Raw genomic sequence first — 21,896 nt, 5'->3', positions numbered from 1 at the left:
CCGGACAAGGACAGTCCCCATGCACCGCCAACGTGGTTTCACCCTGATCGAACTCATTCTGGTAATCGTGATGCTCGCCACCCTCTCCGCCTTCGCCCTGCCGCGTTTCGCCGACCTTGGCCGGGATGCGCGCATCGCCAGCGTGCAGGGGGCTGCGGCGTCCATCCGCTCGGCTTCGGCCACGTCGCATGCGGCATGGCTGGCCAAGGGGGGGGTAGACGGTTATCTGGACATGGAGGGAAGCACCGTGATCTTGGTCGGCGGCTATCCCCAGGCCCACGTCACCTTGGCCGGACTGGGCGATATCACCGATGCAGCCGGTATCGACGGCAACAACTTCGCCATCGCCGGGACCGCCAGTTCGGTAACCGTTCGCCCCGCCGGCATGACCTCCGCGGCCAACTGCTACGTGCGTTACACCCAGGCCAACACGACGGGTAGCGTGTCTCCCGCCATCGTCATCCAGACCGGTGGCTGCTGACTCCATGCATTCCCGCGGCTTCACCCTCGTCGAGCTGATCCTGGTGATTGTGATCATCGGCATCCTCGCCGCCGTGGTGGGGCCGCGCTTTTTCGAGCGCCAGGTGTTCGACGACCGCCTCTATGCCGAGGGCGCCCGCGCGGCATTGCGCCATGCGCAGAAGCTGGCGCTCGCCGGGGGTTGCCGCATCCGCTTCAGCCTCGATGCCAGCGGCTACCGCTTGCTGCGCGATGCCGATTGCGACAGCAGCACCAGCGATTTCACCGCCGCGGTCATCGATCCGGCCAGCGGCCAGACGCCCTACATCGGCAGCGCGCCGGCCGGGATCGGTCTGACTCCGGCAGGCGGTTTCAGCGTGATCTTCGACTCGCTCGGCCGTGCCGATACGGCGGTCAGCGCCAGCCTCGGCGGCCATGTCCTGCGCGTCGAGGCCGGCACGGGGCTGGTGCGATGATCAGGCGCCAGCGCGGGGTCACCCTGGTCGAACTGGTGATCGCCATCGTCATCGTCGGCATCGCCGCCGCGGCGCTGTACGGCGCGATGGCGAGCATCGGCGGTCGCTCGGCCGACCCGCTGCTGCGCCAGCAGAGTCTCGCGCTGGCCGAGGCCTATCTGGAGGAGGTGCTGCTGCAGGATTTCCTCGATCCGGCCACGGCGACCCAGTGCCCGGCGGCGCAGGCGCAGCGCCATAATTACGACAACGTCTGCGACTACGCCGGGCTGGTCGACAACGGCGCACGCAACGCCTACGGCGAGGCGCTGGCCGGTCTCGGCGGCTACCGGGTCAGCGTCAGCGTGACGCCGACCGCGTGGAACGGTCTGGCGGCGAGCGATGTGCTCTACGTGCAGGTCAGCGTCCGCGATCCGGCGAACCAGGAGCTGCGCCTGGGCGGCTATCGGGTGCGCCATGACTGAACGCCGGCGTCTGTACGGTTTTACCCTGGTCGAGCTGGTGCTGGTGATCGCCCTCAGCGCGGTGGTCGCGGTGATGATCGGCAGTGTGCTGTCGCATCCGCTGACCAGCTTCGTCGACCAGAGTCGCCGCGCCGAACTGGTCGACCGCGGCGCGCTGGCGCTCAGCCGCATGCAGCGCGACATCCGCCTGGCGGTGCCCAACTCGCTGCGGGTGAGTGCCGACGGCCAGGCCCTGGAGCTGCTCAATATCCACGGCGCCGGTCGCTACCGGCCCAATCGCAGCGGCAGCGACGCGCTGGCCTTCGCCAGCGGCACCGCCGCCACCTGCACCGCGACCGGCCAGCGCTGCGATGCCTTCCAGCTGCTCGAGTCGGGCCTCGACCCGAGCGGTGCGCGCTGGCTGGTGCTGTACAACGTCGGCGCCGAGTCCGCTGGCGTGCCGCTGGCAGGCAGCAACCTGTGGGCCTACGCCAATCCCGGCGTGGTCACGCCGAGCGGTACATCCTTCACGGCGCTGAGCGGCGCGCCGGCCGGCGAGAGCCTGTTGCAGGTGAGCACGCCCGGCGACTTCCGCTTCGCCTACGCTTCGCCGCAGCGGCGGGTCTATCTGGCCGACAAGGTGGTCGGCTACCGCTGCGTCGGCGGCGAACTGCGCCGCTACGAATACAGCCAGTTGCTGGCCACGCTGCCGGCGAGCATCCCGTCCGGCGCGAACAGTGCGGCCGTCGCCGGCGACGTGGCCGCCTGCGGCTTCGCATACCGCCGCGGCATCGGCAGCCGCGCCGGGCTGGCCAGTCTGCGCCTGCGCCTCAGCCTGGGGGGCGAGAGCGTCGAACTCACTGAGCAGGTCCATATCGACAATGCGCCATGAACGCGGTTTCGCCCTGGTGGCGGCGGTCTTCCTGATGGTGGTGATCGCCCTGGTGGTGGTCACCATGGGCCGTATGGCGGTCAACCAGAGCGCCGACGCCGATCTCGCCCTGCAGCAGGCGCGTGCCTACCAGGCCGCGCGCGCCGCGCTGGAGTGGGGGATCAACCGGGTGCGGGCCACCGGTGCCTGTGCCAGCGGCAGCGTGAGCATGGCCGGCGGCAATCTCGCCGACTTCGGCGTGTCGCTCACCTGCAGCCGGCGCGACTACACGGACGAGACGGGCGCGGCGTTCAGCCTGTTTCGCCTCGAGGCCAGCGCGAGCAACGGTGCTCCCGGTAGTCGGGGCGACTACGCCTGGCGGCGGCTGACGGCGACGGTGGGGAGGTGAGCATGGGAGGCTTGCGAGACGTACTGATAGCCTTGCTCTTCGCCGTTGGGCTTTTGGCCAGCCCGCTGACTCGGGCGGCAGCCTGTTCTCAGGTGTTTCCAGCCAACACCACCTCCAGTGGTGTTGATCTTTCAGCATCTGTAGATGCGATCTTCGCTGGCCTGAGTGCGAGCGACTACTCGACCTTCTCCGGCTCGAGTGTGCATTACGCGACGTCGAACGACTGGTACTACAAGTCAGGAACCTTAGGCACTTGGAGTGCCATCACGGTGAAGGCCGGAGCAACCACTTGGCTGTTCTTCGATGGCGATCTGACGCTGCAACCGCAATCGACGATCAACCCCTATTCGGTGGCCAGAGACTCCGGTGGCCGGCCGCAGGATCTGGTGATCATCGTCCGCGGTAACCTGACCATTGGTACACAGAACACCATCAACGCGCTGATCTACGCCACGGGGAATGTCGATGCCCAGCCGCAGGCTGAAGTCTACGGTGCGATCACGGCCAAGGGCACAGTCACGTTGGACAGCAAGGCCAAGGTTACTTACGACTCGGGGGCTGCCGCCGCTTTCGATCTGCCGGGGCTATGCAGCGATGGCAGCCTGCACCATTACCAGTTGTCCTTCGCCAGTCAGGCGCTGACCTGCCAGCCGCATGCGGTCACGGTGATCGCCTGTCCCGATGCCAGCTGCAGCTCGTCCTACACTGCGGGTAGCAGCAGCCTGAGTGTCACTCCAGGCGGTAGTCCAGTCAGCTTCACCGGTAGTACCACCACCGCTGTTGCCTTGCGCACTGCGCAGACCGTGACGCTGGATGTCAGTGGAGCCAACCCGGCGCCCGCCAATGCCACCCAGTGCCGCATCGACGGCGGCGCGGCTTCGAACAACTGCAACCTGACCTTCTCCGACGCCGGTCTGCTGGTGCAGGCCCCTGATCTGCTCGCCCGGCGACCTGACACGCTGACCGTGACGGCTGTGCGCAAGAGCGACAACAGCGCATCCTGCGTACCGGCTTTCGCCAACGTCATCCGTCCGGTGCAGTTGTGGAGTAGCTACCTTGATCCGGATGCTACCGCCCAGTTGGGCAACCAGGCGGTGGTGGTCGGCGGCACTGCGATTTCCACCACCTCGGCCAGCCCGACAACCCTGTCCCTGAGTTTCAACGCCAGCGGTCAGGCCAGCGCCAGCCTGAGCTACGCCGACGCCGGGCAACTGCAGCTGGACGCGAGCTACTTGGGCAGCGCGACCTACGGTGACGCAGGACTGGTGATGAGTGGCGCCGATCCCTTCGTCAGTCGCCCCTATGGCCTGCACCTGGCCACCGACGCCAGTTGCAGCGCCGCCAGCGTGGCCGGCTGCACGGTGCTGCGCGCCGCCGGCGACAGTTTCCCGCTGCGTATCCGCGCGGTGGCCTGGCAGGCCGATGGCGAGGCGCGCAGCGCGGCGGCGCTGGCCGACAACCCGAGCACGCCGAACTTCCGCCTCAGCGGCATCGCCCTGGCCAGCGCCCTGGTCGCCCCTGCTGGCGGCGACAGCGGCAGCCTGTCGCTGACCAGCTACAGCCATGCCCTCGGCAGCCAGACCACGCTCAATCCCAGTCAGCGCGAGGTGGGCATCTTCCGCATCACGGCCACGCCGCCGAGCGGCGGCTACTTCGGCTACACGGTGGACGGTGGCGAGAGCGGCCTGGTCGGTCGTTTCACCCCGGCCTGGCTGGGGGCCAGCGCCAGCGCCCAGCTCGACAAGGCCTGCGGTGCGTTCAGTTACCAGCAGCAGCCGATCGGCTTCGTCGGCGGTCAGGGGCCGCTGCTCACCGTGACCGGCTACAACCGCCAGGGCGGGGTGACCCGCAACTACGACCGTGGCGAGTTCTGGCGCCTGGCCGCGCCGCAGCGCCAGGACTACCTGTCGATCACCGGCCGCGCCGGCCTGGATGTCGCCGGCCGGCTGCAGACTTCCGGCAGTGCACAGGGCACGGCGCTGGCCAGCGATCTGGCCGGCGACGGTGCCCGGCAGTTCCGCTGGGCCGACGACCGCCTGCTGTGGACGGCGGCGGCGCAGCCACAGGCCGACGACCTGCCGTTCGGCGTCGCCGGCTCCGCCATCGCCCGCCTGCGTCTGGCCGCGACCCAGCTCACCGACGCTGACGGCGTCTGCCATGCCAGCGGCGGCTGCAGCGACTTCGCGTTCGATTTCGGCGGCAGCGAGGTACGCCTCGGCCGCCTGCGCTTCGGCAACGCCTTCGGTTCGGAGTTGCAGGGGCTGGACGTGCCGTTCTGGCTGGAAAGCTGGCAGGCGCTGGGCGGGGGGCTGAACGGCTTCCGCAGCGAGAGCGGCGACAGCTGTTCTGCACCATGGCTGGGCAGTCCTGCACTGCAAGCGGTCGCCGGCAGCCTGCAGCCGGCGGATATCATCGGGCCGACGGTCAGCGCTCCGCTGGCCGGGCAGGGCATGGTGCGTCTGCCGGCGCCGGGCAAGGAGGGCAGCGTCGGCGTCGGCCTGGGCGGACTCGAAGGGGCTTCTCCGCTGCTGCCGTGGCTGCTCTACGACTGGAATGGCGACGGAGCCCGTGAGGCCGCGCGCGGCCTGGCGACCTTCGGCATCTACCGCGGCAGCGCGCCGTTGATCTTCCGTCGGGAAATCTATCGCTGAGCGATCCTCAGGGCCGCTCGGGGATGTCCGGTTGGCGCCAATCCGACAGGCAGGCGCATGGGGCGCGGGCATGAAAAAGCCCCGGACCGCTGCGCGATCCGGGGCTCTGGCATAAAAAGGGGATTCCCCGGCCTGCCTATACCGTGGTCCCCGAAACTGGACGCTTAATCTAATGCAGATCGCGTGCCAGGTTTCGGGTCCGGTCTGCGGTCAGTCCTGCAGCGGGATTTCCATGCCGTCGTGGCCGACCACGATCTCGCCGGAATAGGTCTTGGCCACGGCGCTGCGCCAGTGCTCGGCGGTCAGGCTGGGGTCGTCGGCGGGAACGAAGTGGCTGAGCACCACCTTGCCGACCTTGGCGTCGCTGGCCATGCGGCCGACGTCCTCGGCGGTGACGTGGTGGGAGATGATCGCTTCGGCCAGCTTGGAGCCGTTGCCGATGCGCTCGGACAGGCGCTGCACGCCCTCGACGTGCACCACCTCGCTGATGAACACGTCGGCGTCCCTGGCGAACCTGGCCAGGTCGGCGGAGTAGTTGGTGTCGCCGGAGAGCACGATGCTCTTGCCGCCGACCTCGAAGCGGAAGGCGAAGGCCTGGCCCTTGTCGAACGGCGGATGCGGCACCGACACGGCGCTGACCTTCATGTTCTGGTCCTGATAGACCAGGCCTTCGCGGATGGTCTGGGTGGTGACCAGCGGGCGCGGGTCGGGCTTGCCCTCGTCGACGATGCGCAGCTGGATATCGACGTCGAAGGTCTTCCAGGCGTGGTCGGTCATTTCCTGGATGCCCTGCGGGCCGAACACCTTGATCGGCGTCTTCAGGCCGCTCGCCCAGCCGTTCATCAGCACCGACGGGTAGTCGAGCACGTGGTCGCTGTGCAGGTGGGTGATGAAGATACCCTTGATGTTGCGCAGCGGGATGCCGGCCTCGACCAGGCGCAGGCTGGCGCCGTAGCCGGCGTCGAGCAGGTAGGCGTCGTTGTTCACCAGCAGCACGGTGGACTGCGGCAGGCTCTTGGTCTGCAGCAGCGACGGGCCGCCCTTGGTGCCGAGCAGCAGCAGGCGCACGTTAGGCTGTTCGCCGACGGCGGCCCATGCGGCATTGCCTGACAGGGCCAGACTGGTGGCGACCGCCAGCAGGGTGCGGCGGCAGGGCAGAAGCTTCTTGAGCAAGGACATGGGGTTTCTCTCTTGTAGTTATTGTGGGATTGCTGGGGCGTCGGGCGCCCCGGTGAAGCCTCCGGCCGTCGTCAGGCGGCCGGAGTGGCCGGAGCCGGGCGCTCCGGAATGCGGGTCAGCAGCAGTGCCAGCAGACTGCCGAGGCCGGCAGCGCCGACCACCAGGCTCATCGGCAGCGGACTGCCGTCGTGCAGGGCACCGACCAGCGCGCTGCAGGCGGTGCCGAGGCCGAACTGCAGGGCCACGGCGAGGCCGGCGGCGGCGCCGGCCTGCCTGGGGAAGCGCGCCAGCAGGCTGGCCACGCAGTTGGCGCCGAGCAGGCCGGTGACGCTGACGAACAGCACCAGGCAGACGACAATGGCGGGCAGGCCGCCGATGCCGCTCGAGCCCAGCACCGCCAGGGCCAGGCTGGACAGTGCGGCGACAGCGGCGCCGAAGGTGAGCATGCGCTGCGGGCCGATACGGCCGACCAGGCGGGCATTGAGCAGGGTCATGACCATGATGCCGGCGACGTTGAGGGCGAACAGCCAGGCGTAGTGCTGCGGGCTGATGCCGAAATACTCGATGTAGACGAACGGCGAGGCGGTGATGAAGGCGAACATGCCGCCGAACGACAGGCCCATGCACAGGATGTAGCCGAGCGCCTGGGGCTGCAGGGCGATGTGTCCATAGGCGCGGAAGGCGGCCGCGATCGAGGCGCCGCGCTTGTCGGCCGGGTGGGTCTCGGGAATCTTCCAGGCCACCAGCAGCAGGCACAGGCCGGCGAAGGCCAGCAGTACGGCGAAGATCGCCCGCCAGCCGGCGATGAGGATCAGGTAGCCGCCGACCAGCGGGGCGATCAGGGTGGCGACCATGGTCACCAGATGCATCAGCGACAGCACGCGCGCGGCGTCCTTGAGCGGGAACAGGTCGCGGACGATGGCCCGCGCCAGCACCGAGGCGGCGGCGCCGCCGAGGGCTTGCAGGATGCGCCAGAACACCAGGTGCTCGGCCTTGGCGGCGAGAATGCAGCCGACGCTGGCCAGCATGTACAGGGCGATGCCGCCGAGCAGCAGCCGGCGCCGGCCGAAGCGGTCGGACAGCGGGCCATAGAACAGCATGCCGGCGCACAGGCCGGCGAGGAACACGCTGATGGTCAGCTGGATCTGCGCCTGCGGGGCAGCGAGGTCGCTGGCGATCAGCGGCAGGCTGGGCAGGTACATGTCGATCGACAGCGGGCCGAAGGCCACCAGCGCGGCGAGCAGGACGATCAGGCGTTGGGGGTTGGCGACGGCGGACATGCACTTACCATGGAAAGCCGGGGGGAGAAAAACAGGGCCGCCCGCAGGCGGCCCAGAGCGTTACAGCTGCAGCAGGCACAGGGTGACTGCGGGGAACAGCGCCAGCAGGATGATGCGCAGGATGTCCGAGGTGAGGAACGGAATCACGCCCTTGGCGGTTTCGGTCAGCGGTACGTTGCCGGCGGCGCGCTGGACGATGAACAGGTTCATCCCCAGTGGCGGCGTCACCAGGCCGATCTCCACCACCATCAGGGCGAGGATGCCGAACCAGATCGACTTCTCGCTGGCGTCCAGACCGAAGAAGTCCAGGCCCATGATCACCGGATAGAAGATCGGGATGGTCAGCAGGATCATCGCCAGCGAGTCCATCACGCAGCCGAGCAGCAGGTACAGCACGAGGATGGCGAACAGCACCAGCATCGGCGCCAGACCGCTGTTCTTCACCCACTCGGCCAGCTCGTTGGGCATCTGCGTCAGCGCCAGGCCGGAGTTGAGCAGATCGGCGCCGAGCAGCACGAGGAAGATCATCGCGGTGGTCTCGGCGGTGCCGAGCAGGCTGGTGCGGATGCCCTGCCAGCGCATGCCGCCCTGGAGCACGGCGAGAATGCCGCAGGCCGCGGCGCCGATCGAGGCGGCCTCGGTGGGGTTGGCCCAGCCACCGTAGATGCCGACGATCACCACGAGGAACACGCCGACCACCGGCAGCACGTTGACGAAGGCCTTCAGCCGCTCGCCGGCGCTGGCCTTCTGCAGTTCGTGGTCGTGACCGCCTTCGCGGGCGACCATGATGCGCAGCACGACCATGTAGCCGATCACCGCGATGATGCCGGGGATGACGGCGGCGACGAACAGCTTGGCGATCGACTCCTGGGTCAGCACCGCGTAGATGATCAGCGGCACCGACGGCGGGATGAGGATGCCCAGGGTGCCGCCGCAGGCCACGGTGGCGGTGGCCAGGCGGCCGGAATAGTTGTAGCGGCGCAGCTCGGGCAGGGCGACGTGGCTCATGGTCGCCGCAGTGGCCAGCGAGGAGCCGCAGATGGCGCCGAAGCCGGCGCAGGCGCCGATCGCCGACATGCCCAGGCCACCCTTCCAGTGGCCGATGAAGGCGGCGGCACAGCGGAAGATGGCGCGTGACAGGCCGCCGTGGGTGGCGAACTGGCCCATCAGCACGAACAGCGGGATCACCGCCAGGTCGTAGTTGGACAGCCGCGAGTAGGCCAGGTTGTTGAGGGTGAACAGCAGCGAGGACAGGTCGCCGTCGTTGACCGCCCAGAAGCAGGCCGCGCCGCCGATCAGCATGGTGATGCCGATGTGCACGCGCAGCGCCAGCAGGGTCAGGGTGATGGCCAGGGCAATCAGGCCGAGCGAAAGACCGCTCATGCGCGACCTCCACGGATCATGTCGGTGATACGGGCCAGCGAACACAGCGCCAGCAGGATCAGGCTGGGCACGATGCACATCAGCGGGATCCACATCGGGATCGACAGCAGGGTGGAGACGTCGCCGTACTCCATGTTGTCGAGCATCTGCAGGCTGGTGCGCCAGGCCAGCAGCAGCGCGGCGAGCAGACACAGCAGATGGGCGAAGCCGTCGAGCACGCGCAGGGCACCCGAAGACAGCTTCATGGTGAAGGCATCGACCTTGATGTGCGTACCGCGCAGCTCGCACAGCGGCAGGAAGGCGGCGATGGCGATCGATGCGCCGATCTCCATCAGTTCGATATCGCCGCGGATCGGCGTGGCGAACAGTTTGCGACCGATGATGGAGATCAGGGACATGTTGATGAGCAGCAGCATGACCACCCCGCCGGCCAGGGCGAAGCCCTGGGCGACGTGGTGCAGGACACGGCGGCAGGCGCCGTGTTCCACGGTCAGGCCGCTCTCGAAGGAGAGCGACTCTTGCATGACGGATTACCGGGTAGCGGAGGACAGATTGCGGGCGCCTTCAACCAGCGCCTTGCCGTCGATTCCCTTCTCGCTGGTCTCCTTGATCCAGGCGTCGGCGACGCCGGCAGCGGCATCCTGCATGCCCTTGTAGGCGGCCTCGTCGATGGCCACCAGGCCGTCGGCCGGGGTGGCGCTGCGCGCGCTGTCCATCGCCTTGTCCCAGGCGGTGGCGAAGCGGTCGTTGAGTGCCTGGCCGCTGTTGCGATCGATGATTTCCTGCAGGTCCTTCGGCATGCTGTTGAACTTCTGCTGGTTCATCAGCATGGTCAGCACGGTGTAGCCGAACGCCGGCTGACCGGCCGGGGTGGCGCTGTGGTACTGGGTGACCTCGTTCAGCTTGGTGGCCGGGACCACTTCCCAGGAGGCCAGGGCACCGTCGACCACGCCCTTGGAGATGGCTTCGGTCATCTGCGCCGGCGGCATGCTCACCGGGGTGGCGCCGAGGGCTTCGATGGTCTTGGCGGCAGTACGGCTGGAGGCGCGCAGCTTCAGGCCGGACAGGTCGGCAAGGGTCTTCACCTGCTTGCCGCGGGTGTGCAGGTCCATGCCGCCGTCGCCGAACACGGAGAGCACCTTGTAGCCCTTGAAGTCGTCCTTGGCGTACTGCTCGTAGAACTTCCAGATGATGTCGTTACCGGCCTTGCCGCCGTAGGGCAGCATGAACGGCAGCTCCAGCGCCTCGACGCGCGGGAACTTGCCGGCGGAGTAGGCCGGAGCGGTCCAGACGATGTCGGCCACGCCGTTGCGCGCCATGTCGGCCAGCTTGGCGGGGGTGCCGCCCAGCTGCATGGACGGATACAGCTGGCACTTGATGCGGTCGTTGGACTCCTGGCGCAGCTGTTCGCACCAAGGCTCGATGATGTTGACCTGGGCGTTGGAGGTGGACGGCAGGAAGTGAGCCACCTTGAGGGTGTAGCTATCGGCCGCCTGGGCAACGCCGGCGACACCGAGGGATACAGCGAGGGCAACGAGGTTCAAGGTACGCATGGGGGTCTCCCGTTTTTGTTGTACCCAAATTAGTAACATGTTAATCGAGCGATTGCATCAAGTTTCTGCAGGCGGTCCGTCGGACTTCTGCGGTCTCGGTTGTGCGCTCGACTTTGGGTCGCAGATGAAGCCTGCTGCGGGAGGCGAGGCCCGCAGTCGTCGTGCCTGATCCAGCGTAGCTGGAGAGGCTGGACCGCGCCTTTGGTAGGAATTGTTGGTGGCGGGTTCATCTTGGCGCTCCTGCGGATGGATCGTCGCGCTGACGCCGGGCGAATGCGCTCGGGCTAAGACGTGCAGGCGGCAGGAGGATTTCGTTAACAAGTTAACTCAGTCATGCTCGGCCAGCGCACGGGTAGAGTCAAGTCATCCTAAAGGAGGGGGGCTGACCGGTTGGCGTGGCGAAAAAAGGTCGGCAGGCTTGACCTCGCGGCGTTTTTACGATTTTTTGACGAGGTCGATCCGGGAGTTGCCGAAGCCGTTGCCGCCGATCCTAGGGTTGTTAACATCTTAATCGGATGGTAAAAGGCGCTCCTGCCCGTCATACCGCTGCCGGATGCCGGGTTTTATTCGATCGATCATAAAAAGTCCCCTGGAGACATAAAAAGAATGATCAGGATCTCTCAGCGCTCGAAGCTGGCTTTGAGCATCGTTGCAGCAAGTATTGCTCTTCCTTCCGTTGCTCAGGCCGCTCTCGTCGAGGACAGCAAGGCTACCCTCGAGCTGCGCAACATGTACTTCAACCGTGATTTCCGTGAGGGAACCGGTGCCAACTACGGTGAGACCTGGGCTCAGGGCTTCATCGGCAAGTTCGAATCCGGTTACACCGAAGGCACCGTTGGTGTTGGCGTCGACGCGCTGGCCCTGCTGGGCGTCAAGCTGGACTCCGGTCCCGGCCGCACCGCCGGCAACATGCTGCCGCTGGAAACCGACGGCAGCCCGGTTGACGAATACAGCCAGCTGGGGCTGACCGCCAAGGCGCGCATCTCCAAGTCGACCCTGCACATGGGCACCCTGCTGCCGACCCTGCCGGTCGTGTCTTACAACAACACCCGCCTGCTGCCGAGCTCCTTCACCGGCGGTCTGCTGACTTCCCAGGAAGTCTCCGGCCTGACCGTGCATGCCGGCCGTCTGGAAGACGTCAGCCTGCGTGACTCCTCCGATCGCCAGTCGGTAGGTTTCGGTGCCGCGGAGAGCGCTCACTTCGATCTGCTGGGTGGTTCCTACGCCTTCAATCCGCAACTGACCGCCAGCTACTACTACGGCGAGCTGGAAGACATCTACGCGCAGCACTTCGGCGGGCTGATGCACAAGCTGCCGCTGGGCGAGGGTCTGAGCCTGACCACCGACCTGCGCTATTTCAACACCAGCGACGATGGCGACAAGAAGGCCGGCAAGTTCGACAACGACATGTACCAGGGCATGTTCACCCTGGGCGTCGGTGCCCACAAGTTCGGTCTGGGCTACCAGAGCCTGTCCGGCGACGGCGTGTTCCCGTTCATGAACGGTGGCGACCCGTACAGCCAGAACCTGTCCACCTTCTGGACCTTCACCCGTCAGGAAGAGGATGTCTGGCAGGCCCGCTACGACTATGACTTCGCCTCGCTGGGCATTCCGGGTCTGACCTTCATGACCCGTTACGTCAGCGGCTCGAACATCGAGAATGCGGCCAAGACCTACGACGACGGCAAGGAGTGGGAACGCGACTCCGATCTGGTGTACACCCTGCAGGGTGGCACTCTGAAGGGGCTGCGCTTCCACCTGCGCAACTTGACCTACCGCGCCGAGTCGCGCGTTGCTCGCGACGTCGACGAAAACCGCGTGATCATCAGCTACACCCTGCCGCTGCTCTAACCAGCACCCGGCAGTCTGCAAAGGCCCGCCCTCACCGGCGGGCCTTTGCATTTGTGGCGCCTCACTCGGAGCGCTCGCCCTCGCGGCTGCGGTACTCGCTGGGGGTCATGCCGGCCTCGCGGCTGAAGAAGCGGGTGAAGTAGGCCGGGTCCTTGAAGCCGAGCTGGTAGCCGATCTCGTTGACCGAGCCGGCGGTGAACAGCAGCAGGCGCCGCGCCTCCTGCATCAGGCGCTCATGGACCAGGCGCTTGGACGGCAGGTCGGCGATGCGCCGGCAGATGTCGTTGAGGCGCGCCTCGGTGACGCCCATCGCCTCGGCGTAGCGCGACAGCGGCCAGTGCTCGCGGTAGTGGTCCTCGATCAGCGCGTTGAAGCGGTGGAAGATCTGCAGGTTGTCGTGGCGCACGTGCTGGTTCTTCACCGGCTCGGCGGCCAGACGCAGCAGGGTGATGAAGATCAGCTGGGTCAACGCCTGCAGGCTGGCCTCGCGGCCCGGCAGATGGGCGGCGAACTCGGCGGCGAGCATCTCGAACAGGCGGTTGAGGCGCTCGATCTCGCCGGCGTAGCTGGCGTCCAGCGTGTTGAGCGCCACGCAGGTCGGCGACACCAGGCGCGGCTCGCCGCCCTGGTTGAGGTGCGCCTCGAGCAGTGGCCAGACCAGCTGCTGGCGCACGGTCAGTACATGGCCTTCACTGTCCGGTAGCGTGACGAAGGCGTGCGGGATGGTCGGCGGGGTGAGGAAGAACAGCGGAGCGTTCTCGCTGTACTGGCGGTCGTCCAAGTACACCCGCGCCGCGCCGCTGGTCACGTAGTGGACCTGGAAGAAGCGGTCGTGGCGATGCACCGGCATGTTGCGGCCGAAGAAGTCGGCCAGCTTGCCCAGCGCCTCGTAGTGGACGTCCTCGTGGACATATCTTTGGTCGTAGACCTGGCCGATGTTGATGTTCGGAATCGGCTCGTTATCCCGCATTTTTTCGGGCTCCCCAGGCTGTCTGCGCCTGTCTGCATGATACCCCGTGCGGCAGAGCGACGATCGGGGACTTGACCATGATTAACATGTTAATTATAAAGTTCACATGTTAATCGGCCGTCAAGCGACGGCACGGTCACGGTAAGCACCGGATCCCGCTCGCGGGCGGATCCCTCAACTGGTCTGTGGAGAAAGCTGGCATGCGCCGAGCGATGATTGAAGTGGACGGTAAGGTCCTCGAGGCGACGGTTGACGACAACGGTCAGCCGCTCGTGAACGGCCAGGCCGTCAAGCCTGACGCCTGGAAAGCCCCGTTCAGCGGTACCGTGTTCGGCATCGCGCTGAACTATCAGGGCCTGCTCGACAGCAAGCTGGCCGAGTTCAACCAGGATCCGTACAAGACCCCGCCGAAGACCCCGGTGCTGTACATCAAGACCCCGAACACCGTGGTCGGTCATGCAGGCAGCATCGTCTTCCCGGCCGGCGTCGACAGCATCCAGGCGGGACCTGCGCTGGGCGTGGTGATCGGCAAGCGCGCCAGCCGCGTCTCCGAGGCCGAGGCCATGGACTACGTCGGCGGCTACACCGCGGTCAACGAGGTCACCCTGCCGGAAGTCAGCTTCTACCGCCCGGCGGTCAAGGCCAAGTGCCGCGATACCTTCTGCCCGGTCGGCCCGGTGGTGGTCGACGCCGCCGACATCAAAGATCCGCACGCCCTGGAGATCAGGCTGCTGGTCAACGGCGAAGTCCGCCAGCAGAACAGCACCGCCAACTTCGTGCGTTCGATCCCCGAGCTGATCAGCTTCCTCAGCCAGTTCATGACCTTCGAGCCGGGTGACCTGATCATCACCGGCGTGCCGGAAGGCCGCGTCGACCTCAAGGTCGGCGACCTGGTCGAAGTCGAAATCGAAGGCGTAGGCCGCCTCAGCAACACCGTGGTCGCGGAATAAGGAGCCGGACATGAAACACGCACGCATCCGTTACCAGGGCGAAGTCCACAACGTGTCCGTCGAGGACAACAACGCCGTCCGTCTGGTCGATGGCACCCTGCTGGCCGAGGACCAGGTCGAGTGGCTGCCGCCGGCCACCGGCAGCATGTTCGCCCTCGGTCTGAACTACGCCGACCACGCCGCCGAGCTGGCGTTCAAGGCGCCGACCGAGCCGCTGGTGTTCATCAAGGCGCCGAACACCTACACCGGCCACCGCCAGATCACCTGGCGCCCGGACAACGTCGCCTACATGCACTACGAGTGCGAGCTGGTGGCGGTGATCGGCAAGACCGCGCGCAACGTCAAGCGCGAGGACGCACTGGAGTACGTCGCCGGCTACACCGTGTGCAACGACTACGCCATCCGCGATTACCTGGAGAACTACTACCGGCCGAACCTGCGGGTGAAGAACCGCGACTGCACCACCCCGGTCGGCCCGTACATCATCGACCGCAGCCAGATCGCCGATCCGCAGAACCTCAAGCTGCGCACCTGGATCAACGGCGAGCTGCGCCAGGAAGGCACCACCGCGGACATGATCTTCGACATCCCCTTCCTGATCGAATACCTGTCCGCGTTCATGACCCTGCAGCCGGGCGACATGATCGCCACCGGCACTCCGGAAGGCCTGGCCGACGTGGTCCCGGGCGACGAAGTGGTCGTGGAAGTGGAGGGCGTCGGTCGCCTCGTCAACACCATCGTCAGCGAAGCCGATTTCTTCGCTGCCAAGAACGCCGCAGCAGCGCAGTGAGGGTAGAACAATGATCAAGCACTGGATCAACGGCCGCGAGGTCGAGAGCAAAGAAGTCTTCCAGAACCTGAACCCGGCCACCGGCGAGGTGATCGGCGAGGTGGCCAGCGGCGGCGCCGAGGAAATCGCCCAGGCCGTGGCCGCGGCCAAGGAAGCCTTCCCGAAGTGGGCCAACACCCCGGCCAAGGAACGCGCCAGGCTGATGCGCAAGCTGGGTGAGCTGATCGACCAGAACGTGCCGAAGCTGGCCGAGCTGGAGACCCTGGACACCGGCCTGCCGATCCACCAGACCAAGAACGTGCTGATCCCGCGCGCCTCGCACAACTTCGAGTTCTTCGCCGAGGTCTGCACCAACATGAACGGTCACACCTACCCGGTGGACGACCAGATGCTCAACTACACCCTGTACCAGCCGGTCGGCGTGTGTGGCCTGGTGTCGCCGTGGAACGTGCCGTTCATGACCGCCACCTGGAAGACCGCGCCCTGCCTGGCGCTGGGCAACACCGCGGTGCTGAAGATGTCCGAGCTGTCGCCGCTGACCGCCAACGAGCTGGGCCGCCTGGCCCTGGAAGCCGGCATCCCGCCGGGCGTGCTCAACGTGGTGCAGGGTTACGGCGCCACCGCCGGCGACGCCCTGGTCCGCCATCCGGACGTGCGCGCGATCTCCTTCACCGGCGGCACCGCCACCGGCAAGAAGATCATGCAGACCGCCGGTCTGAAGAAGTACTCCATGGAGCTGGGCGGCAAGTCGCCGGTGCTGATCTTCGACGACGCCGATCTGGGCCGTGCCCTCGACGCCGCGCTGTTCACCATCTTCTCGCTGAACGGCGAGCGCTGCACCGCGGGCAGCCGGATCTTCATCCAGGAAACCGTCTACGACCAGTTCGTCGCCGAGTTCGCCGCCCGCGCCAAGCGCCTGATCGTCGGCGATCCGCAGGATCCGAAGACCCAGGTCGGCTCGATGATCACCCAGGCGCACTACGACAAGGTGACCGGCTACATCAAGATCGGCATGGAAGAGGGCGCCAACCTGGTCGCCGGTGGCCTGGAGCGTCCGGCCAACCTGCCGGCCCACCTGGCCAAGGGTCAGTTCATCCAGCCGACCGTGTTCGCCGACGTCGACAACCGCATGCGCATCGCCCAGGAAGAGATCTTCGGCCCGGTGGTGTGCCTGATCAAGTTCAAGGACGAGGCCGAGGCGCTGCGCCTGGCCAACGACACCGAGTACGGCCTGGCTTCCTACATCTGGACCCAGGACATCGGCAAGGCTCACCGCCTGGCCCGTGGCATCGAGGCCGGCATGGTGTTCATCAACAGCCAGAACGTGCGCGACCTGCGTCAGCCGTTCGGCGGCGTGAAGGGCTCGGGCACCGGCCGCGAGGGCGGCGAGTACAGCTTCGAGGTGTTCGCCGAGATCAAGAACGTGTGCATCTCCATGGGCAGCCACCACATCCCGCGCTGGGGTGTCTGAGGCAGGCCACTAGCGACCGTCCGACGGTCGCCCGCGTCGGAACGGGCAGCTCCCCTCGGGGGACTGCCCGTTTTCGGCCCTGCACAACCCGAATCATCGCCGCGTGCGCCGCGCGCATAAGGCCGCAAGGAGAATCGTCATGGGCAAACTCGCTCTGGCCGCCAAGATCACCCACGTTCCCTCCATGTACCTGTCCGAGCTGCCCGGTCCGCGCCACGGCTTCCGCCAGGCGGCCATCGACGGCCACATCGAGATCGCCCGCCGCTGCCGCGAGCTGAACGTCGACACCATCGTGGTGTTCGATACCCACTGGCTGGTCAACGCCAACTACCACATCAACTGCGCGCCGCACTTCAAGGGCGTGTACACCAGCAACGAGCTGCCGCACTTCATCAGCAACATGGAGTACGAGTTCCCCGGCAACCCGGAGCTGGGCCGCCTGCTGGCCGAGGAGGCCAACCGTCTGGGCGTGGAGACCATGGCCCACGACGCCACCACTCTCGGCCCGGAGTACGGCACCCTGGTGCCGATGCGCTACATGAACGCCGACCAGCGCTTCAAGGTGATCTCGGTGTCGGCGCTGTGCACCTCCCACTACCTGGCCGACAGCGCGCGCCTGGGCTGGGCCATGCGCAAGGCGGTCGAGGAGCACTACGACGGCACCGTGGCCTTCCTCGCCAGCGGCTCGCTGTCGCATCGCTTCGCCCAGAACGGCACGGCACCGGACTTCGCCACCAAGGTGTGGAGCCCGTTCCTCGAGACCCTCGACCATCGCGTGGTGAAGATGTGGGAAGAGGGCGACTGGGACACCTTCTGCACCATGCTGCCGGAGTACGCGGTCAAGGGCCACGGCGAAGGCTTCATGCACGACACCGCGATGCTGCTCGGCGCCCTCGGCTGGACCAAGTACGACGGCAAGGCCGAGGTGCTGACCCCGTACTTCGGCTCCTCCGGCACCGGCCAGATCAACGCAGTGTTCCCGGTCACCCCGCAGGACGGCTCGACCATCCCGGCGGCGCAGGCCTCCAATCCGGACTTCATCGCCGCCAGCCGCCTGTAAGGAGCGCGCCATGCCCCATCTGGTCCTCTACTACAGCCCCGACATCGAGCGCGACGTCGACATCAAAGGCCTGTGCCGCGAGCTGGCCGACTGCATGCTGACCCAGCGCGACGAGAACGGCCGCCAGGTGTTCCCCACCGGCGGCACCCGCGTGCTGGCCTACCCGGCGGCGCACGCGGCGATCGCCGATGGCCAGGGCGAGTACGGCTTCTTCTACGCCAACCTGCGCATGGGTGCCGGCCGCAGTGCGGCGGTGCACCAGCAGGTCGGCGACAGCCTGCTGGCGGTGCTGCGCGCGCGCCTCGACGGCCTGCTGGCGCAGCGCCCGATCGGCGTGACCCTGCAGATCGACGAGAGCACGGCGCAGGTCTACGACGCCAAGCACAGCAGCCTGCACCCGCTGTTCACCAAGAATTGAAAGCTCCAAGAATCGAGAGTTCCGAGGTCTTCATGTTTGACGCCCAACTGATCCAGCAAGCCGCCGAGCGCCTCGACACCGCCGAGCGCACCGGCGAGCAGATCCGCCAGTTCTCCCTGGAGAACCCGGACATGACCATCGCCGACGCCTACGCCATCCAGCGCGCCTGGGTCGAGAAGAAGATCGCCGGCGGCCGCAAGATGATCGGCCACAAGATCGGCCTGACCTCGCGCGCCATGCAGGTCTCCTCCAACATCACCGAGCCGGACCACGGCGTGCTGCTCGACGACATGCAGTTCGAGGAAGGCTCGGACATCCCGATGAGCCGCTTCATCGTGCCGCGCGTCGAGGTCGAGCTGGCGTTCATCCTCGGCAAGCCGCTGAGTGGCCCGAACTGCACCATCTTCGACGTGCTGGATGCCACCGAGTACGTGATCCCGGCGCTGGAGATCATCGACGCGCGCATCCACAACGTCGACCCGGAAACCGGCATCACCCGCAAGGTGTTCGACACCATCTCCGACAACGCCGCCAACGCCGGCATCGTCCTCGGCGGCCGCGCCATCCGTCCGCACGACGTCGACCTGCGCCGCGTGCCGGCGATCCTCTACCGCAACGGCGTGATCGAGGAGTCCGGGGTGTCCGCCGCGGTGCTCAACCACCCGGCCAAGGGCGTGGCCTGGCTGGCCAACAAGCTGGCCCCCTACGGCGTGAGTCTGGAGCCGGGACAGATCATCCTCGGTGGCTCGTTCACCCGTCCGGTGGCGGCCAAGGCCGGCGATACCTTCCACGTCGACTATGACATGCTGGGCTCCATCTCCTGCCGCTTCGTCTGAGGAAACCGCCATGCAGATGCCCGTCAACACCTTCAAGCAGCGCCTGAGCGCCGAACAGCAGATCGGCCTGTGGGTCGGCCTGGCCGACCCGTACTGCGCCGAGCTGGCGGCCAACGCCGGTTTCGACTGGCTGCTGCTCGACGCCGAGCACGCGCCCAACGACCTGCGCGCGCTGCTCGGCCAGCTGCAGGCGGTGGCGGCCTACCCGAGCCACCCGATCGTCCGTCCGCCGGTCGGCGATGCGGTGCTGATCAAGCAGCTGCTCGACATCGGCGCGCAGACCCTGCTGGTGCCGATGGTCGAGCGCGCCGAGCAGGCCGAGGAGCTGGTGCGCGCCATGCACTACCCGCCCAAGGGCATCCGTGGCGTCGGCGCCGCCCTGGCGCGCGCCTCGCGCTGGAACAACATCCCCACCTACCTGGCCGAGGCCGACGCGCAGATGTGCCTGCTGGTTCAGGTGGAGAGCCTCAAGGGCCTGGAGAACCTCGACGCCATCGCCGCGGTCGAGGGCGTCGACGGCGTGTTCATCGGCCCGGCCGACCTGTCGGCGGCCATGGGCCACCGCGGCAACCCGGGCCACCCGGAGGTGCAGGCCGCCATCGAGGACGCCATCGCGCGCATCCGCGCCGCCGGCAAGGCCGCCGGCATCCTCAGTGCCGACGAGAAGCTGGCCCGCCGCTACCTGGAACTGGGCTGTTCGTTCGTCGCCGTGGGCGTCGACACCAGCCTGCTGATGCGTTCGCTGAAGAACCTCGCCGCCAGCTTCAAGGGCAGCGCGCCCGCCGTGGCCGCGCCCGGCAGCAGCGTCTACTGACTTCCTTTCGAGAGATTCGCCATGCAACTGACCGATAGCACCCTGCTGCGCACCCAGGCCTTCATCGGCGGGGAGTGGGTCGACGCCGACGACGGCGCCACCTTCGCGGTGACCAACCCGGCCGACCTGTCGCCCATCTGCAGCGTCGCCTCCGTGGGCGCCGCGGAAACCGAGCGCGCCATCGCCGCCGCCGAGGCCGCCCTGCCGGCCTGGCGCGAGAAGACCGCCAAGGAGCGCTCGGCGCTGCTGCGCAAGTGGTTCGAGCTGATGATGGCTAACCAGGAAGACCTGGCCCGCCTGCTCAGCTGGGAGCAGGGCAAGCCGCTGGCCGAGAGCCGCGGCGAGATTGCCTACGGCGCCAGCTTCATCGAGTGGTTCGCCGAGGAAGCCAAGCGCGTCTACGGCGACGTGATCCCGCACGACAAGCAGGGCCGCCGCCTGGTGGTGATCAAGCAGCCGATCGGCGTGGTCGCCGCGATCACCCCGTGGAACTTCCCCAACGCGATGATCACCCGCAAGGCCGGCCCGGCACTGGCCGCCGGCTGCACCATCGTCATCAAGCCGGCTTCGGAAACCCCGCTGTCGGCCCTGGCCCTGGCCGAACTGGCAAGCCGTGCCGGCATCCCGGCCGGGGTGGTCAACGTGGTCACCGGCAACGCCCGCGCCATCGGCGGCGAGCTGACCCGCAACCCGAGCGTGCGCAAGCTGTCGTTCACCGGCTCCACCGGCATCGGCAAGATGCTGATGGCGCAGTGCGCAGACACCATGAAGAAGGTCAGCATGGAGCTGGGCGGCAACGCCCCGTTCATCGTCTTCGACGACGCCGATCTCGACGCCGCGGTGGCCGGCGCCATGGCCTCCAAGTACCGCAACAGCGGCCAGACCTGCGTGTGCACCAACCGCATCCTGGTGCAGGACGGCGTCTACGACGAGTTCGCCAAGCGCCTGGTCGCCGCGGTCAATGCGCTCAAGGTCGCCCCGGCCCACGAGGACGGCGCCCAGCAGGGCCCGCTGATCAACGCCAAGGCGGTGCTCAAGGTCCAGGAGCACATCGACGACGCGGTGGCCAAGGGCGCCAAGGTGCTCGCCGGCGGCAAGCCGCACGCCCTGGGCGGCAGCTTCTTCGAGCCGACCGTGCTCGGCGACGTCACCCCGGCGATGCTGGTGGCGCGCGACGAGACCTTCGGCCCGCTGGCGCCGATCTTCCGCTTCCAGACCGAGGCCGAAGCCATCGCCATGGCCAACGACACCGAGTTCGGCCTGGCCTCCTACCTGTACACCCGCGACCTGGGCCGCGCCTGGCGGGTCGGCGAGGCGCTGGAGTACGGCATGGTCGGCGTCAACGAGGGCATCATCTCCACCGAGATCGCCCCGTTCGGCGGCATCAAGGAGTCCGGCACCGGCCGCGAGGGCTCCAAGTACGGCATCGACGACTACCTTGAGCTGAAATACATGTGTCTGGGGATCGGTGGCTGAAAGGCCGTCGTTCATCTGTGGTAAAACATGGCGCCGCTCCCTCACGGGGGCGGCGTTATGTCGTTTTTGGCAGGATCATCATGGCGTCCACCCACAAGCAAGACCCGTCCCTCACCCTGGCGCTGCTGCAGGCGCGCGAAGCGGCGATGAGCTTCTTCCGCCCGCTGCTCAACCAGCACGATCTCACCGAACAGCAGTGGCGGGTGATCCGCATCCTCAGCCAGTACCCGCACGGCGAGCTGGAAAGCCACCAGCTGGCGGAGATGGCCTGCATCCTGCGCCCGAGCATGACCGGCGTGCTGGTGCGCCTGGAGCGCGACGGTCTGGTGCGCCGCTGGAAGCCGGCCAACGACCAGCGCCGCCTGTGCGTCAGTCTCACTCCCAAGGGCGCCGAGCTGTTCGAGGAGATGAGCGGCGAGATGGCCCGCCAGTACAAGGAAATCCAGCGTCAGTTCGGTCCGGAGAACTTCCAGACCCTGATGCGCCTGCTCCAGGAACTGGGCAAGATCAGCCCCGGCGCGCCGTCGCCGCGCAAGAGCGCCTGAGCCAGCCCCGCCCC

The 21,896-nt window shown here is 67.1% G+C and carries 22 protein-coding genes; 16 read left to right on the top strand and 6 right to left on the bottom strand.

What is annotated here, in order from left to right; translation table 11 throughout:
• Positions 1–19: 19 nt before the first annotated feature.
• The 6 genes from BLT78_RS15190 to BLT78_RS15165 all read left to right on the top strand — a co-directional run bounded on the left by BLT78_RS15190 (position 20) and on the right by BLT78_RS15165 (position 5,306).
• On the top strand, positions 20–481 hold the full coding sequence (locus BLT78_RS15190) for a type II secretion system protein (RefSeq protein ID WP_090349908.1): 462 nt from the start codon (positions 20–22) through the stop codon (positions 479–481).
• A gap of 4 nt (positions 482–485) precedes the next feature.
• On the top strand, positions 486–935 hold the full coding sequence (locus tag BLT78_RS15185) for a prepilin-type N-terminal cleavage/methylation domain-containing protein (RefSeq protein ID WP_090349906.1): 450 nt from the start codon (positions 486–488) through the stop codon (positions 933–935).
• Entirely contained in the window at positions 932–1,396 is a 465-nt protein-coding gene (locus BLT78_RS15180) for a type II secretion system protein (RefSeq protein WP_090349904.1), read from the top strand. Before BLT78_RS15185 ends, BLT78_RS15180 begins: the two co-directional genes overlap by 4 nt.
• Positions 1,389–2,267: a PulJ/GspJ family protein gene (locus tag BLT78_RS15175; protein WP_090349901.1), complete on the top strand. Its 879-nt coding sequence runs from the start codon at positions 1,389–1,391 to the stop codon at positions 2,265–2,267. Before BLT78_RS15180 ends, BLT78_RS15175 begins: the two co-directional genes overlap by 8 nt.
• Entirely contained in the window at positions 2,257–2,655 is a 399-nt protein-coding gene (locus tag BLT78_RS15170) for a hypothetical protein (protein ID WP_090349898.1), read from the top strand. The genes BLT78_RS15175 and BLT78_RS15170 overlap by 11 nt, the downstream gene beginning before the upstream one ends.
• Before the next feature lie 269 nt (positions 2,656–2,924).
• Positions 2,925–5,306 carry a DUF6701 domain-containing protein gene (locus BLT78_RS15165; protein WP_090349895.1) on the top strand — a complete coding sequence of 794 codons (2,382 nt, stop codon included), beginning with the start codon at positions 2,925–2,927 and terminating at the stop codon, positions 5,304–5,306.
• 210 nt (positions 5,307–5,516) lie between these two features.
• Here BLT78_RS15165 and BLT78_RS15160 read toward each other — a convergent pair whose 3' ends face one another.
• The 5 genes from BLT78_RS15160 to BLT78_RS15140 form a co-directional block, all read right to left on the bottom strand.
• Positions 5,517–6,485, bottom strand: a complete 969-nt coding sequence (locus BLT78_RS15160) for an MBL fold metallo-hydrolase (RefSeq protein WP_231975638.1) — start codon at positions 6,483–6,485, stop codon at positions 5,517–5,519.
• 71 nt (positions 6,486–6,556) lie between these two features.
• Positions 6,557–7,765, bottom strand: a complete 1,209-nt coding sequence (locus BLT78_RS15155; protein ID WP_090349892.1) for a Bcr/CflA family multidrug efflux MFS transporter — start codon at positions 7,763–7,765, stop codon at positions 6,557–6,559.
• A 60-nt stretch (positions 7,766–7,825) separates the two neighbouring features.
• Positions 7,826–9,148, bottom strand: a complete 1,323-nt coding sequence (locus BLT78_RS15150; RefSeq protein ID WP_090349889.1) for a TRAP transporter large permease — start codon at positions 9,146–9,148, stop codon at positions 7,826–7,828.
• Complete coding sequence (locus BLT78_RS15145) at positions 9,145–9,672, bottom strand: TRAP transporter small permease (RefSeq protein WP_090349886.1); 528 nt, start codon at positions 9,670–9,672, stop codon at positions 9,145–9,147. Before BLT78_RS15145 ends, BLT78_RS15150 begins: the two co-directional genes overlap by 4 nt.
• A gap of 6 nt (positions 9,673–9,678) precedes the next feature.
• Positions 9,679–10,701, bottom strand: coding sequence for a TRAP transporter substrate-binding protein (locus BLT78_RS15140; RefSeq protein ID WP_090349883.1), 1,023 nt, complete (start codon positions 10,699–10,701; stop codon positions 9,679–9,681).
• Positions 10,702–11,307: 606 nt separating this feature from the next.
• On the opposite strand from BLT78_RS15140, the gene BLT78_RS15135 reads away from it, so the two are divergent.
• A complete protein-coding gene (locus BLT78_RS15135; RefSeq protein WP_090349880.1) occupies positions 11,308–12,552 on the top strand; it encodes an OprD family porin in 1,245 nt (414 codons plus the stop codon).
• Positions 12,553–12,613: 61 nt separating this feature from the next.
• Here the strand turns inward: BLT78_RS15135 and hpaA are convergent, their stop codons facing one another.
• Positions 12,614–13,522, bottom strand: coding sequence for a 4-hydroxyphenylacetate catabolism regulatory protein HpaA (gene hpaA, locus BLT78_RS15130; protein ID WP_090349878.1), 909 nt, complete (start codon positions 13,520–13,522; stop codon positions 12,614–12,616).
• A gap of 200 nt (positions 13,523–13,722) precedes the next feature.
• On the opposite strand from hpaA, the gene BLT78_RS15125 reads away from it, so the two are divergent.
• From BLT78_RS15125 to hpaR, 9 genes are all read left to right on the top strand, one after another.
• On the top strand, positions 13,723–14,472 hold the full coding sequence (locus tag BLT78_RS15125) for a fumarylacetoacetate hydrolase family protein (RefSeq protein WP_090349875.1): 750 nt from the start codon (positions 13,723–13,725) through the stop codon (positions 14,470–14,472).
• A 10-nt stretch (positions 14,473–14,482) separates the two neighbouring features.
• Positions 14,483–15,262 carry a fumarylacetoacetate hydrolase family protein gene (locus BLT78_RS15120; protein WP_090349873.1) on the top strand — a complete coding sequence of 260 codons (780 nt, stop codon included), beginning with the start codon at positions 14,483–14,485 and terminating at the stop codon, positions 15,260–15,262.
• A gap of 10 nt (positions 15,263–15,272) precedes the next feature.
• Positions 15,273–16,733: a 5-carboxymethyl-2-hydroxymuconate semialdehyde dehydrogenase gene (gene hpaE / locus BLT78_RS15115; protein WP_090349870.1), complete on the top strand. Its 1,461-nt coding sequence runs from the start codon at positions 15,273–15,275 to the stop codon at positions 16,731–16,733.
• A 139-nt stretch (positions 16,734–16,872) separates the two neighbouring features.
• The gene (gene hpaD, locus BLT78_RS15110; RefSeq protein WP_090349868.1) at positions 16,873–17,793 is read left to right on the top strand and encodes a 3,4-dihydroxyphenylacetate 2,3-dioxygenase; all 921 of its coding nucleotides are present in this window, start codon (positions 16,873–16,875) and stop codon (positions 17,791–17,793) included.
• A 10-nt stretch (positions 17,794–17,803) separates the two neighbouring features.
• Complete coding sequence (locus BLT78_RS15105; RefSeq protein ID WP_090349865.1) at positions 17,804–18,211, top strand: 5-carboxymethyl-2-hydroxymuconate Delta-isomerase; 408 nt, start codon at positions 17,804–17,806, stop codon at positions 18,209–18,211.
• A 32-nt stretch (positions 18,212–18,243) separates the two neighbouring features.
• Entirely contained in the window at positions 18,244–19,047 is an 804-nt protein-coding gene (hpaH, locus tag BLT78_RS15100) for a 2-oxo-hept-4-ene-1,7-dioate hydratase (protein ID WP_090349862.1), read from the top strand.
• Between the two features lie 10 nt (positions 19,048–19,057).
• On the top strand, positions 19,058–19,861 hold the full coding sequence (hpaI, locus tag BLT78_RS15095; RefSeq protein ID WP_090349860.1) for a 4-hydroxy-2-oxoheptanedioate aldolase: 804 nt from the start codon (positions 19,058–19,060) through the stop codon (positions 19,859–19,861).
• A 21-nt stretch (positions 19,862–19,882) separates the two neighbouring features.
• Positions 19,883–21,337, top strand: a complete 1,455-nt coding sequence (gabD, locus tag BLT78_RS15090; RefSeq protein ID WP_090349857.1) for an NADP-dependent succinate-semialdehyde dehydrogenase — start codon at positions 19,883–19,885, stop codon at positions 21,335–21,337.
• 80 nt (positions 21,338–21,417) lie between these two features.
• A complete protein-coding gene (gene hpaR, locus BLT78_RS15085; protein ID WP_090349854.1) occupies positions 21,418–21,882 on the top strand; it encodes a homoprotocatechuate degradation operon regulator HpaR in 465 nt (154 codons plus the stop codon).
• Positions 21,883–21,896 lie beyond the last annotated feature (14 nt).

It is taken from the genome of Pseudomonas oryzae, from assembly GCF_900104805.1.
GTDB lineage: Bacteria > Pseudomonadota > Gammaproteobacteria > Pseudomonadales > Pseudomonadaceae > Geopseudomonas > Geopseudomonas oryzae.
This window is presented reverse-complemented; position numbering and strand designations above follow the sequence as displayed.